Here is a 13,894-nt window from a genome sequence, read left to right as displayed (position 1 = left end):
CCGCAAGATCAGGGATCCCATCACCGTTGATGTCGCCGATGCCCGCAACTCCACTACCGAAGTCGTCGCCGGGATCGAGGGTGCCGGTGAAGCCGCCGACTCAATCGGTCAGCTTCTGGATGCTCGTGGCAGATCCCGCCGCATCGAGGAAGGCAATGTACACCGCGCCCGCGTCCGCTCCTGCGTCGTCATCGCCCCAGGCACCAATGGCGAGTTCCGGGCTGCCATCGCCGTCGAGATCACCGATGGTGGCCAGGCCGATCCCGAAGTTGTCGGTGTTGTCGAGACCTGGACCGCCGCCGGCAGACTGGGAGATCTTCTGCTCGGCCTTGACTGTTCCATCAGCGTTCAATCGCAGTACGTAGACCGCGCCACGATCAGCGCCACCGTCGTCATCGAAAGCGGCGCCGACGGCGAGGTCGTTGATCCCATCACCATCAATGTCGCCGAGCCCGGCCACGGCGGTCGCCCAGCCGCTGGGGGTAGCCACCAATCCGCCGGTCGTGTCGGAGATCTTCTGTTCGGCCTTGACGGTGCCGCTGCTGTCGAGGAACAGAACGTAGACCGCTCCTCGGTCCGCACTCCCGTCGTCGTCGAGCTTCGCCGCCACCGCCAGATCGCCGACACCGTCACCGTCGATGTCGCCCAGGCCGGCGACGGCGTAGCCGAACTCGTCGTTGTCATCGAGCGGACCGGTCAGGCCACCTTGCGTCGAGCTGATCTTCTGCTGGCTCTTGACCGTGCCATCGGCGTTGAGGAGCAGCACGTACACCGCACCTCGGCCGGTGCCGCCGTCATCGTCGCCGTTGGCACCGATCGCGACATCGGTCACGCCATCACCATCGATGTCGCCGATCGGCGTTGCGCCCGTGCCGAAGAAGTCACCGGCGTCCAGTGCGCCGGCGAAACCACCGAGCGCCTCGGTGATCTTCACCTCGGTCGAGACGGTCACCGTCGTGGCGCCCGCTTCGACGTCGAGCCAGTCGGGCTGGCCGTCACAATCGGCGTCAAGCGCATCGCGGGGATCGCCGTCACCATTCGGGTCGGCGTTCTCCGACGCCGTCGGGATTCCGTCACCGTCGTCATCGGCATCCAGGTAGTTCGGCGTCGTATCACCATCGGTGTCCGGACCGGGAGTCGTCGCCGGGTCATCGTCGAGGTCGGCGTTCGCGTCCTCCTCGCAATCCCACAGGCCGTCACCGTCGGAATCGGCGGCACACGACGTTGACACGGCGCTGACGGCGTAGGAGAACTCCGACGTCGCTCCGTAGTTGCCGGCGCCGAGATCGCGGGTGGCGGTGGCCGTGACAACGTCGGTGGCCGACCACGCCGGGAGGCCAGTGAGGGTGAAGGCCTCGCCGCCGGCAGCACCAGTGGCGGTCACGGTCTCGGCGTGGACAAGGGTCTCGCCCTCGCCGTAGCCGGAGGAATGCGCGCCGCTCGTCGGGTTGGTGAACACCTCGATCCGGTAGTCACCGGCGGGCACGTCGAGCGCGACCTCGAGGGTCGTGGCGCCGGCATTCGGACCGGTCGGCACCGGGAAGTTGAGCAGGTCGTTGGGGCCTGTGTCGACGTCCTCGGCGTCGTTGGCCGTCGGACCGTTCCCCGCGAGGTCGATGCCGGTGATCGTGTTGGTCCAGAACGAGTTGCCGAGCGACGTGAAGGTGGAGTCGCCAAACGTCGCGACGCCGCCAAGACCGTTTGCGAATCGGTTTCCGGCACCGGCAGCGGTCCCACCGATCGCTCCGGTCGAGGTGCCGTTGGCGGCGATGGCGTACCAGCCGGTGGAACCGGCGCTGCCGTCGCCGAGGAGCCCGAAGTCGTTGCCTTGCACGATCGTGCCGATCACCCCGTCGCCATCCAGCATGATGGCGGCGCTGGTACTCGCAGAGAACAGGTTGCGATCGGCCGCGGCCGTGCCGCCGATCCGGTTGCCGGTGGAGGTCGAGCCGACATAGAGGTGCAGCCGGTTGGCGGCAGCGACGAGACCGGTGGCGTCGACGCCGAAGTGGTTTCCGGCCAGCAGGTTGTTCGACGACGCCCAGATCACGATCGCTTCGCTGCTGGATCCGGTGAAGTCGGTGAAGGAAAGGCCCCGGATCTCCGTTCCGTCGGCGCCGGTGACGATCGACAGGCCGTCGTCGTCCGCCCCGAGAAGCGCCGATCCCGAGATCTGGATCGCGAGCGAGCTGTCGACGTTCGCCGGAAAGCTTGCACCGCCCGGCGTCGCCCCCGGCTGAGTCGTGCCGTCGATCGTCATGGTCGTGTACAGGTCGGGCAACTCGGTGGCTGGCGTGATCGTCCACACGCCGGCGGCGTGGCCGGCATCGGAGGCGGGAATCGAGAAATGGACGGTGTCGATCGTGCCCGAAGCGTTGGCCTCGGTGATGGCCGCACGGAGGGTGCACTCGTCTGCGCCCTCGTTGTTGACTCCGCCCGTGTCGCACAACCCGTCGCCGGGCGTTGCGTCGGCGGCGTCGCCTGTCGAGTTCACCGTCGCCGTCCCCATCGGAGCCGATGTCAGATCGAGGATGTAGAACGAGCCCTGGTCGAGGCCGCCGTCATCATCGGCCACCGCACTCACTGCGATGCCGATCGTGCCGTCCTCGTCGAGGTCGCCCAGTCCCGACATTGCCGCCCCGAACTCGTCGCCATCGTCGAGCGGACCCGTGAAGCCGCCGGCGGTCGAACTCAGCTTCTGCTCGGCCTTCACCGTTCCGCTGCTGTTGAGAAGCAGAAGGTAGATGGCACCGCGGTCGGTGCCACCATCGTCGTCGCGTCCAGCGCCGACGGCGATATCCGGAACGCTGTCGCCGTCGACATCGCCAAGCCCTGCGACGCCGTATCCGAACCAGTCACTGTCGTCCAGCGTGCCCGTCAACCCTCCCTGGGTGTCGGAGATCTTCTGCTCCGACTTCACCGTGCCGTCGCCATTCAGAAAGAGCACGTAGACAGCACCTCGGTCAGAGCCACCGTCATCATCCCAGACGGCTCCGACCACGAGGTCTGCCGTCCCGTCGCCGTCGATGTCGCCTGGGCCGCCGACCGAGAAGCCAAACTCGTCTCCGGCCGTCAGATTGCTCGAGAGCAGCCCCTGGGTATCGGAGATCTTCTGCTCCGACCTAACGGTGCCGTCGACGTCGAGGAACAAGACCAGCACCGCTCCGGCGTCGACGGCGCCGTCGTCGTCGGTGAAGAGGCCGACTGCCATGTCGGGGATGCCATCGCCATCGACATCACCCAGACCCGAGACCCCCAATCCGAAGCGATCCGCATCTGCGAGGTTCTCGTTGAGACCCCCCTGAGTGTCCGAGATCTTCTGCTTGCGCTTCACCGTGCCGTCGCGGTTCAGGAACAGGACGTAGACGGCGCCGCGGTCTGCACCACCGTCGTCATCCCAGATCGCGCCAACGGCGACGTCGGGGACACCGTCTCCGTCCACGTCGCCGAGGCTGCCGACATTGACACCGAAGAGGTCTCCGTTGTCGAGGCCTGATCCGAAGCCACCCGCGGTGCTGCTGATCTTCTGTTGTGCGCGGACGGTTCCGTCGCCGTTCATGAACAAGACGTAGGCTGCGCCACGATCGGTACCGCCGTCATCGTCGGTTTCCACGCCAGCGAGGAGGTCGACCACCCCGTCACCATCGAGATCGCCGATCGCAGCCAGGCCGCGGCCGAAGCGATCGCCGGGATCCAACACCGCTCCAAGCCCCCCTTGGATCTCTGACACCTTCTGCTGGCTGCTCAGGGCCAGCGACGCGGGACTTGCTGGGAGGTCGAGATAGTCGGGTTGTCCGTCACGATCGGAGTCAAGGGCATCACGAGGATCACCATCGCTGTTCGGGTCGGCGTTCTCCGACGCCGTCGGGATGCCGTCGCCGTCGTCGTCGGCGTCGAGTTCGTTCGGTGTCGTGTCACCATCGGTGTCGCCGAACTGTGCCTCCCAACAGTCGCCCAGCCCGTCGCCATCGCTGTCGTCGGCACAGGTGTCCGCACCAGCGGCCCACAGGAGTGATCGTTCGATGATGGTCTGGTAGTCGGCAGTCCAGACCGAATACAGGGCAGCGTCGCTGGGGATGAAGACGCGGCGGTTCGGGGCCACGTTCGCCGAGTACAACGTTGCGCCGGTCTCGGCGACGTAGAGCGCCTGGTGCTCGGTATTGGTCGGCGAATCGGCAAGGACCTGCACCCCGCTCGGCAGTGCGGTGATCGTTCCGAGCCAGTAGTTGACGTCGTCGGCGGCGCTGTAGATCGTCAGACTGCCGGTCGCAAAGGGCTCGGTGATGAAGTGGGTGTTGTCGACAACGGTCATCGTCGTCTGGTTCGTGAAGTCCTCGTTCGGGGTCCCGAACAGGTAGATGCCCTTTGAACCGAATTTCTCGGCCACCACGCCGATGTCGGCGTCGCGGACCTTGGCTTCATGGGCAACGTCGTTAATGGTGTCGGAGACGAACATCACGTCATTGGCGCTTGCTGCGGCCGTGAACGCCGCAGCGCCGGCGCTGTCGTCGATGGCACTCACGGTCCAGCCCAGCGACTCGAAGAACGTCCTCTTTGCCGAATCGTCACCCGACGTGAAGTCGCCGGTCGGCGTCACCATCACGAGGTTCTGCGACGGTGCCGCAATACCGAGAACGTGCACTGCGTCCCGATCGCCGTTGAGCCTCACCGTGCCCAACGCCAGCGCGACGAGGACCGCAACCAGCGTTGCGGTCCTCGTCGTGCGGGAGAGGGATCGGAGGTCCATGCGAGTCCTGGGTCGGCGACCCGAGCCGGCCGGTGTCAGGGCGACTCGGCTGGGGCTAGGGGTTGTTGGCGGTCTGTTCGGCGAGGAAGTTGAAGATCGCCGTGGTGGTTGCCCCCTGGGCCGTCGCAGTCAGCGGCAGTTGAACGTGGAAACACAGCGCCTCGTTCAAGCCACCGTTGAGCACGCGATCGCCGGCGTCGGCACCGGCCGCAGCGCTGCCCAGCACTGGCAGGCCTCCGGACGTGGTCGAATCGCCGAGAATGCCTTGGTAGACCTGGGTGCCCGTGGCGTCCCAGTTGGCGACGCTGCAGTCGGTCACGTTGTCACGAATTGTCAGCACCAGCTCGCTGGCCAGCACGTCCTCGCTGGTCTCGGAGGTCACGGCGTACCGGAGCTGCATCGACCCGGTGTTGGCCACGGTGATCGGGGCGACGACCTCGTCACCGGGATTCATGCTCGGCGCCGTGAACACGGTGGCGTCGGGCGTGGCGTCGATGTTGACGGTTCCGGTCGAGAACGTGTTGTTGGGGACCGAGTCGGTGTCGGTGAAGAGCGCCAGCGATGCCACGGTGACCACGCCGAGGGCAACGGCGAGCACGGCGATACTGGCGAGTAGTCGAACGGCGAGTCCGCCCCGAGGGCGGCGGTCGGGTGGCGACTCGTACTGTTGCTTGTCGTCAGCTGACGGAGCGTGGATGGTGGTCACGGGCGAGGCCTCCTCCTTCAACTTCTGTATCGGTTGTTTTCGGCCCGATATGAAGCGCGTGGGTAGATCGACGTGTCGTCCGTGAAGCCGAATGGCTCAGTCGTGGAGCACCAGGTCGGCGCCGTCGCCAAAGACGTTCTCGGCATCGCTTTGATCGGCGGCGCTCGGGTTGCCGTAGTAGACGAACAGCTGTGAGTCGAGATCGAGGCTGGGCACTCGGACCCAGGCGGTGACCGAACCGGCCCCGCTGTCGAACGACTCCAGTTGGTGATCGAGACGGGTGATGCCGTCACGATCGGTGAAGACCACGTCGTCGCCGTCGAGTTGCGTGGCACCGACGAGGTCGGGCGACGTGAACTCGACGAGCAGCGGGAAGTCGGTGAGCGCACTGGCCCCTGGATCGATCTCGACACCGATCGGCGATCGGTAGGCCCACGTGCCCTGCGCAAACCACGTGCCCGTCTCGTGGGCGCCGACCGACACGAAGGTCGAGCCGGGTCGCTGGTTCCGGTACGCGGCGAGCAGCCAAGGGAGGGGACGGAAGTCCGATTCGACTCTCACCTCGTCGATGCGACCGTCGACACCCCGATCATTGCCGGGGACGTTGCCCACTGTGACGGGCATGGTGGCGGAGTTTCCGAGGGCGCCCGTCGCCGGCCCGCTTGCCACGACCGAGCCGTCGATGAGGACCGACATCGTGGCACCGTTCCAGGTCGCCGCCACGTGGTGCCACCCTCCGACGGGCACCGAGCCTCCGACGAGCTCGGTCGTCGCCCCGTCGAGGTCGAGGCGGAACCGGAGGGCACCACCGGCCGCCGTGCCCAGCTCGTAGCGCCGACTCGCGCTCGAGCCAGCCTGCGCCACGATGACGGAGTCGGCGGCGTTGCTGTCGAAGTCGACCCAGGCCGACAGGGTGAGCACATCGCTCGCCACGGCGAACGGCTGGGCCTGAAGGACATCATCGATGCCGTCGAAGTCGATCGCCTTCCCGGCCACACCAGAGACGAGATCGGTCGAGGTCATCGACCCGCTGCTGAGCCCGTCACGCCGATGGGCCGAGAGGTCATCGAGCTGCGGAGCACTGCCGGCCGGATCACGGTCGAGGTGCCACACGGCTTCGGCGTCGCCCCACACCGCAGTTGGCCGCTGCTGGTCAGCGGCGTTGGCCGCCCCGTAGTACAGGTGGAAGCTGGTGTCGGTGGTCGACGACACCGTCGGCAACCGCACCCATGCGATCAGCGATCCCGAGGCCGAATCCCAGTCCTCGATCTCGTGGTCGAGCGGCGTGCCATCGCCCAAAGCGAACCGAATGTCGTCACCGTCGGCTTGGGCTCCTGCCCCCAGCGCCGCGTCGACGAGGCGAACCAGTACCGGGAAGTCGAACAGGTCCTGGTCCACCTCGGCGCTCGACACGGTCAGCGGAATCCGTTCGGTCCACGCATCAGCCGTATACCAACCCGTGCCGCCCGTTCGATCCTCGAAGGCGCCGAGCGTGCCGCTTTCGAAGTCCTCGTCGAGCAACCAGACGAGATCGGGATCGGCCATGGGTGCCGGCGGCGCCGGGTTGCCGTAGTACAACCAGTACGAGTCCGACGACAGCACATCGATCGAGGCCGTCGTGCGGAACCACATGGTGGTCGCTGCGTTGTCCCAGCCGCTCGCGTCGTCGAGCACTCGATCGAGTTCCACCCACGAGGCGCCGTCCCATCGAAGGAGCCGGAGGTCATCGCCCGACGCCAGCGACAGCCCGGAGGTCACCATGTTGGCGTGGTCGATGGTGACCGGCACCGAGTAGCCGTCGGGTGAAGCACTCGACGTCGTCGTCACGTCGATCCGCTGGCGGAAGGGGTAGTCGGTGTCCCACCAGCTCGGCCCGCCCCACTCGATCACCTGCCAGCCGAAACTCGCATTGGCGCCGGCGTCGGTTCGCTCGACCCGTAGCGTCGCCGGATCGCTCAAGGCGAACGTCGCCGACGACGACCCGAGCGCGGTTGGGTCACCGGAGTCGGTTGCACCACCGCTCAGCGAACCGGGGGCATCCACCGTCGACATCGCCGTGGCCCGGCTCGGATCGACCGGGTTGAGCGCCACATCTGCGCTGGGCTGACCGTTGGCCAGGTTGACGATGCCGTGCTGCACCAGGGTGCCGTCGGTGAAGGTCACGATCTGCAGGGTCACCTCGAGCGGTCCACCGCTCGCCAGGCGCGTGAGCTGCACGGTCGAGGGAGAAGAGAGATGGGCCCGGACCTGGCGATCGCCGATCGGCGCACCGGTGCCGGCGCTTGCGGCGTGAGCGATGATCAGTGTCGTGGCCGGATCGACTGGGGTCGCCAAGTTGACCGTGAGGTTGTCGGATGCCGACAGGGTCGCCATGTCGGTCTGCACCGAGACGTCGCCGCCATCGGAGTAGCTGAGCAGTTGCCAGCCGTAGAGGTGGTCACTCGGCAGCGTGCCTCCCGATGCCGCGCGCAGGCGTAGCGTGCTCGCTCCGGCCAGCACGGCGAGGTGGTCGTCGTCACCGTCATGGGCGCTGTCAGCCCGATCGGTCGATGACGTCGTGAGGACGAACGAGTCGTCGGTGTCTACCGGACTCACCGCAATGTCGAGGAAGGCGGCGTCATTGCCGAGCGTGGTCCCCCGCTGCACCGTCACGCCACACTGGAATTCCACGAGCGTCCAGGCGACATCGAGCGCCGGAGGGGCCACGGCGTCGGTCCGACGCGTCAGCTCGATGGTCGTGGCGTCGGCCAACGTTGCGACGACCATGGCATCGGCCGGTTCGGCCGCCGCTCCTCGCGCCGAGGTGAGGAGGATCGACCGAGTCGGATCGACGGCGCCGACGGTGATCTGTTGCACGCCCTCGGCCGCATTCGTCGCGACCCCCGACTGGATGCCGGCCACCGTCGCATCGAAACAGGCCGCCGTTCCGAACTGGTTGTTGGCCACACCGTCGTTGGCATCGAAGAGTGACCAGGCGACCCCGCCGAAGAAGACGCCGAGGAACGTCGCCAACGACACCGCGACCCTGGCAGGGCGCCGACCGGTAGCGGTGGCGGCACCGGCATCATCGCTCTCTTCTGAGGCGCCGGCCTGTGGTGGCGGCGCCCACCAGATCCACCGGAGGGCGACGAAGGTCACGAGCGACACCGCACCCAAGACCACTGCCAGTGCGGTGAAGGGGTCACCGAGGCGGAGCAGCAGACCGCCGCCGGTGGGCATGATCCAACGTCCGACGAGCGGATCCCCAACGAGGCGGTAGGGCTCGGCATCGACAACCGGATTCGCGTCGCCCTTGGTGATGGCCAGCCGTTGGTCGTTGGCGCCCGGTTCGATCGCCACGACTCGGTGAGTGACGGTGGCCCGGCCATCTCGCTGCATCACGAGGATGTCGCCCAGCTGTACGTTCTCGGCAGGTCGTGGCGCGGCGACGATGATCGACGATGGCGGAGCGGTGTCGCCCATACTGCCAGTGGTGATCACCACCGGGCGGTACCCGTCGATCAGCATGAAGCCGACCATGGCCATCATGGCGATGACCGAGGTCAACGAGCCAAAGGCGAGCAGGCGACCGTAGCGTCGCTGGCGGAGCGGCTGATCGCTCACGGCGTCGCCCCCTCCTGCTCAGCTGCGAGATCGTGCTCCGCCGACGCAACGAAGGTCAGGTCGAGGACCCGACCTTGGTGGGTGTTGCCCGTCGTGGCCGGAAGCGTCGAGCGAAGGCAGATCCGCTCGCTCGTTGCGACCCCGAGTGACCGGAAGCCGAGATCGAGCTCATCGATCGCCACATCGGCCGCCAGCACATCGACGCCAGTCGCTCGAAGGCTGCTCGAGCAGACCTCGGCCACCCACACGTCCCAGCGCAACGCGTCGGCGAGGAGATCGCCGTCGTGCTCAGCAGTCAATTCGTAGCGCAGCGGCAACGTGCCGGCATTGAGCACATCGAGCTCACCGAGGACTTGTCCCCCGGGGGCGAGGTCGCTGATCTCCATGACGGCGGTTTCCTTGCCGAGTTCGATGTCGAGGGTCGCGGCGCCGACTCGGTTCACACCCAGCTGCTCGTTGTCGCCGAACGCAGCGCTCGACGAGCGGCCGACGGCGACAACGAGGATCGGTGTCGACAGCAGCGCAACGATGCCGACCATCACGACGACCAAGGCGACGACTCGCTTCTTCTCCGCTGGAGCTTGCTGCTCGACCGACGCGGTCATGGCGCCGCCTCCCACACGATGTCGAGCGTCGACGAACGACCGAGCGCAGCCTGGACGTCCTGAAGCGCGAACCGGAACCGGAACGTGAAGGCATCACCCTGGTTCAGGGCTTGCCCGGCAGCGATGGGCTCGGCGCGGACCAGCTGTGCGAGCGTGCCGTCGAACACCGTCGTGTCGGCGTCGAACGTCGTGCAGTCGTCGAAGGACCCTCCGGTTCCCCGTTCGACCACGACGTCGAGGTACGGCGCGAGGTCGCCGGTCGCCTCGGCCTCGACCGTCACATCGGCGGGCAGCAGGCTGCCGTCGTAGGTCAGCACGATGCACTGCACGCTCTGCTCGCCGGGAGCCATGTTGGCGAGGTCGAACAGTGAACGCCCGCCGTCGTCATCGACCAAGCTCACCGTTCCCGACGCAACGGTCGTGCCCGACACGGTGCCGTCAGGTTCGAGTGCCTCGCTCGAGCGTTGGATGACCAGTGTCGAGACAAGGAGGGCAGAGATGGCCGATGCGAAGGCGCGGGCAGTGGCCCGAGCAGCGCGTCGATCCTGAGTGCTGCTCGGAGCATCGCTCGCCATCTGGTCGAGTGGACGTGCCATCAGGAGCTCACCCCCAGTGGGTCGGCCACACTCGACGGAAGCGCACTCCCCCGCCGATCGCTGGTGCGGCGCGGAAGGCCGCGCTCGAGCAGCTCGGTGACGACGTCCGCCGAACAGGGGCGAGAGATGTGGTAGCCCTGCAGGTAGTCGCACCCTGCCGCATGTGCGGCGCCGAGATGGGCGTCAGCCTCGATTCCCTCGGCGATCACGACCAGTGACAGCGCGTGCGCCAGCTGGGTGATCGATTCGAGAATGATCCGGTCGGCGTCGCTCTTCACGGCGTTGTCGACCAAGAGTCGGTCGAGCTTCAAGCCGCTGATCGGGAGCCCACGCAGGTAGGCGAGCGATGTCCTTCCCTCACCGAAGTCGTCGAGCAGGAGGCGCACACCCAGATCGTGGAGGCCTTGGAAGGCGGGATGTGCCGCCGGCGCCGTGTCGGGGATGGCGAATCGCTCGGAGAGCTCGACGAAGAGCGCATCGGCGGGCAGCGCAGTCTCGACCAGCGCGTCGCGGACGTGATCGACGAACTCAGGTGACTCCAGCTCGGCCGGTGACGCATTGACGGCAACGAAGAATCCGTCGCCCATGATCTGGCGCCAGCCAACGGCGTCGAGACAGGCCCGCCGCATGATCCAGCGATGGAGCGCGTCGGTGAGGTTGCCGGCTTCGGCCAGCAAGATGATCTCCGGACTTGGAATCGGTCCGAGGTCCCGATGCCGCCAGCGAAGGAGCGCCTCGACGCCGATCGGAGCACCAGTCCGACTGGACACCACCAGCTGGTAGTCAAGGGTGAGCCCGTCGCCGGCAATGGCACGACCGAGCTCCCCCACCATCCACTGCTGGCGACGATCAGCTTCTTCCATCGCCGGGTCGTAGACCTTCCAGGCCGCTCGGTCGTCGGACTTCGCCCCGTACATGGCAACGTCCGCTCGGCGAAGCAACTCGGCGGCGCGGAGCTCGCGCTCGCTGATGGCGATGCCGATGCTGGTGCCGACCGATAGCTCACGATGACCGAGCCGGATCGGCTGTGAGACGACCTGCACCAGCCGTGCGGCGAGGGCGCACGCGTCGTCGGCATTCGACGCTTCGAGCAGCACGGTGAACTCGTCACCGCCGAGCCGTGCGACCAGCCCACGCTCGCCCACGGCGTTGGACAGGCGCCGAGCGATCACTCGCAGCAACTCGTCGCCGACATCGTGGCCATACTGATCGTTGACCGGCTTGAAGCCATTGAGGTCGGAGAACAGCACGACGGTCGATCCCTCCGCCGCCACGGTGTCGAGGGCGTCGGCGGTCCGTTGCAGGAACTGCGCCCGGTTGGGGAGCCCCGTGAGCACATCGTGGTTCGCTTGATGGTGGAGTTCGTTGTGGAGGGTCTGCAGCTCACCGACCAGGCGGTCGTTCTGCAGCGCCACCGTCGCTTGCCCGGCCAGTAGCCGCAGCGCGTCGAGCATGGCCGAGGTGATCGAGCGATGGGGCAGCACCGCCGCCCGCAGGGCAACGGCCACCGGCTGCTCGCTGACCGTGGTTCGCACGATGGCGCCGAAGCCGGACGTCGCGAGGGCGCCGACCTCGGTGGCGTCATCATCATCGCTGTCGACGATGACGTTGGGTGTCGACAGATCGGTCACACGCAACGTACTCGCCGGATCTCCCGGCGTCGGGAGCACCACCGTGTCGGCGGTCGCCGAGCCCGCGACGACATGCCATGCCCCGTCATCGACGGCGACACAGATGTCCGCAGCGTCGAACCCCAATTCGGTCGCCGCCGCCACCATCACTTCGAAGACGTCGGAGCCGAGCCGGTTGATCTCGTGGCCCACTTCGACCACGCCTTCGAGCATCGCGTTGCGGGACTGGGCGATCTCGGTGGCTCGTCGCTGATTCCCGACGTCACCGATCAACTGCTCGGCCAGGTACGCGCCGGGGATGACGACCAGGAGGAGCACGCTGAGTTGATCCAGTACCTGGTCGAGCTTGTCGATCAGCAGGCCATCACCGGCATCGGTTCGCTCGATCAGGGCGATCTGTGTCGCCAACGTGGCCGCCGTGAGACCCATCCAGTGTAGGAGGGCACCGGACACGCGATAGCGAGCAGCAGCTTCCACGATGGGTAGGGCGAACAACACCCAGCCGATGCCGTTGGTGCCCGCTGCGGCGGTGAGGACGATCACGAACACGGTGTCCCCGACGAGTTCGATGATCGCGAACCGTTCGGCCTGTTGCGGCGTACCAGAACGGTCGACGCGGAAGGAGATCAACGTCAGCGCGCCGAGACCGAGCAGCGAGGCACCGAAGACGAACCCTCGGGGAATGGCTTCACCCGCGATGTCGAACCTCGAGGGTTCGATCACGTACTGGCTGATGATCATGGCGCCCACGAGGATTCGAACCCGCCGGATGGCGCGCTGGGCGAGCGGTTGGCCCTGCGCTTCGGCGCTCCGGTCTCGAGGCGAACGCAGGACCGCGATCGCACTACGGATCGAGACGACGAACGCGGCCAGGGTGACGATGATCCACGCTCCAAGCGCGACGTAGTTCTGGGTCTGGTACCAAACGATCGGTAGCCCGACGAGCGGGACGACGATTCGTCCGACGCCGAGGGTTTGGTCGGGGCGCACCCGTTCCAGGTCGACCGATGGATTCGCGTCGCCCTTGGTGACGTACTCGTCATTCTCGACTGCGTAGACCCGATGGGTCACCAGCTCGCCGCTGTCCCGCTCGAACAGGATCACCGCCCGTTGCGGCAGCATCTGGTCCGCAGGCGGGTCGGCGATCAGCAGCACATCTCCCGGCTCGACGGCAGGCCGCATTGATCCGGTGGTGACCACGACCGGCTGGTAGCCCGTTGCCAGCGACGCCAGCAGCACCCACCCGGCGAGCAACGCGAGCAAGTAGAGATACACCCACACCAGCAACAGGGCGCTCGGCTGGAGCAGGCGTTCGACGGTGGCCGTGGTTCTCCCTGGCTTCATGGACGGGCTTCCACGATGACCCAGAATTCACTGCCCAAGCCCTGGGCCGCATCGTCGTCGAGCACCGAGACCGACGCGCGTAGCGCCAGCTGCTCGCCCGGGGTCATGGCCGCTGCGAGGCGGATGCCCTGTTCGTACGAGCCGTGGCGGGCCGTCAGTCCGCTCAGGCGTTCATCGAAGAGCGCCTCGTCGGCGACGAAGCTCTCACAGTCGCCAGTCGCCATGCGGCCGAGTTCGATCGTCGTCGCGAGATAGTCGTCGAGCCCGGTCCCTCCGGTCGCCCGACCATGGAGTCGCACGTCGGCGTCGAGTGACCCGGTGTAGGTCACCTCGACACACGAAGTCTCGACCCGGCCGGGGTAGAGACCGTCGACGTCGAAGAGCAGTTGCGTGGCCTGTCCGGTGGCCACCTCGAGATCAACCACAGCACTGGTGAACAAGCTCGAACGGTTGTCGGTGGATGCCGAGACGCGACCGCTCGCCGTGGTCCCGACGGACCACGCGAGGACACCCGCCGCCACGACCACGATGGGTGCAGCAATGGCGGCGAGCGGACGACTTGACGGACGACGGTCCACCCTCTCAGCATCGACATCTCGAGGGTGATACTTAGTTTGAAGTGCGTGGGCTGGGGTCTCTGCCCGCCGTGATGGGCCGTTCGG

Annotated in this window: 7 protein-coding genes; all 7 read right to left on the bottom strand. The window is 66.9% G+C overall.

Features of this window, described 5'->3' with window-relative positions; all coding sequences use genetic code 11:
- Window positions 1-100 precede the first annotated feature (100 nt).
- Entirely contained in the window at window positions 101-4,747 is a 4,647-nt protein-coding gene (locus R2733_18005) for an FG-GAP-like repeat-containing protein (GenBank protein ID MEZ5378402.1), read from the bottom strand.
- A 55-nt stretch (window positions 4,748-4,802) separates the two neighbouring features.
- A complete protein-coding gene (locus R2733_18000) occupies window positions 4,803-5,453 on the bottom strand; it encodes a TasA family protein (protein MEZ5378401.1) in 651 nt (216 codons plus the stop codon).
- Window positions 5,454-5,549: 96 nt separating this feature from the next.
- The gene (locus tag R2733_17995) at window positions 5,550-9,056 is read right to left on the bottom strand and encodes a DUF2341 domain-containing protein (GenBank protein ID MEZ5378400.1); all 3,507 of its coding nucleotides are present in this window, start codon (window positions 9,054-9,056) and stop codon (window positions 5,550-5,552) included.
- A complete protein-coding gene (locus tag R2733_17990; GenBank protein MEZ5378399.1) occupies window positions 9,053-9,661 on the bottom strand; it encodes a TasA family protein in 609 nt (202 codons plus the stop codon). The genes R2733_17995 and R2733_17990 overlap by 4 nt, the downstream gene beginning before the upstream one ends.
- Window positions 9,658-10,257 (bottom strand): hypothetical protein, encoded by a 600-nt coding sequence (locus R2733_17985; GenBank protein ID MEZ5378398.1) that lies wholly within the window; start codon window positions 10,255-10,257, stop codon window positions 9,658-9,660. Before R2733_17985 ends, R2733_17990 begins: the two co-directional genes overlap by 4 nt.
- Window positions 10,257-13,232, bottom strand: a complete 2,976-nt coding sequence (locus R2733_17980) for a signal peptidase I (protein ID MEZ5378397.1) — start codon at window positions 13,230-13,232, stop codon at window positions 10,257-10,259. Before R2733_17980 ends, R2733_17985 begins: the two co-directional genes overlap by 1 nt.
- On the bottom strand, window positions 13,229-13,810 hold the full coding sequence (locus R2733_17975; protein MEZ5378396.1) for a hypothetical protein: 582 nt from the start codon (window positions 13,808-13,810) through the stop codon (window positions 13,229-13,231). Before R2733_17975 ends, R2733_17980 begins: the two co-directional genes overlap by 4 nt.
- Between the last annotated feature and the right edge of the window lie 84 nt (window positions 13,811-13,894).

Source organism: Acidimicrobiales bacterium (assembly GCA_041394265.1).
Lineage (GTDB): Bacteria > Actinomycetota > Acidimicrobiia > Acidimicrobiales > SZUA-35 > JBBQUN01.
Note: the sequence above shows the minus strand (reverse complement) of the source record. Positions and strands in the feature narration are given on the sequence as shown.

Bases quoted from the DNA above. Each gene is read 5' to 3' on its own strand.
- R2733_17980 (MEZ5378397.1), bottom strand. From the start codon at position 13,232: ATGAAGCCAGGGAGAACCACGGCCACCGTCGAACGCCTGCTCCAGCCG.
- R2733_18005 (MEZ5378402.1), bottom strand. From the start codon at position 4,747: ATGGACCTCCGATCCCTCTCCCGCACGACGAGGACCGCAACGCTGGTT.
- R2733_17985 (MEZ5378398.1), bottom strand. From the start codon at position 10,257: ATGGCACGTCCACTCGACCAGATGGCGAGCGATGCTCCGAGCAGCACT.
- R2733_17990 (MEZ5378399.1), bottom strand. From the start codon at position 9,661: ATGACCGCGTCGGTCGAGCAGCAAGCTCCAGCGGAGAAGAAGCGAGTC.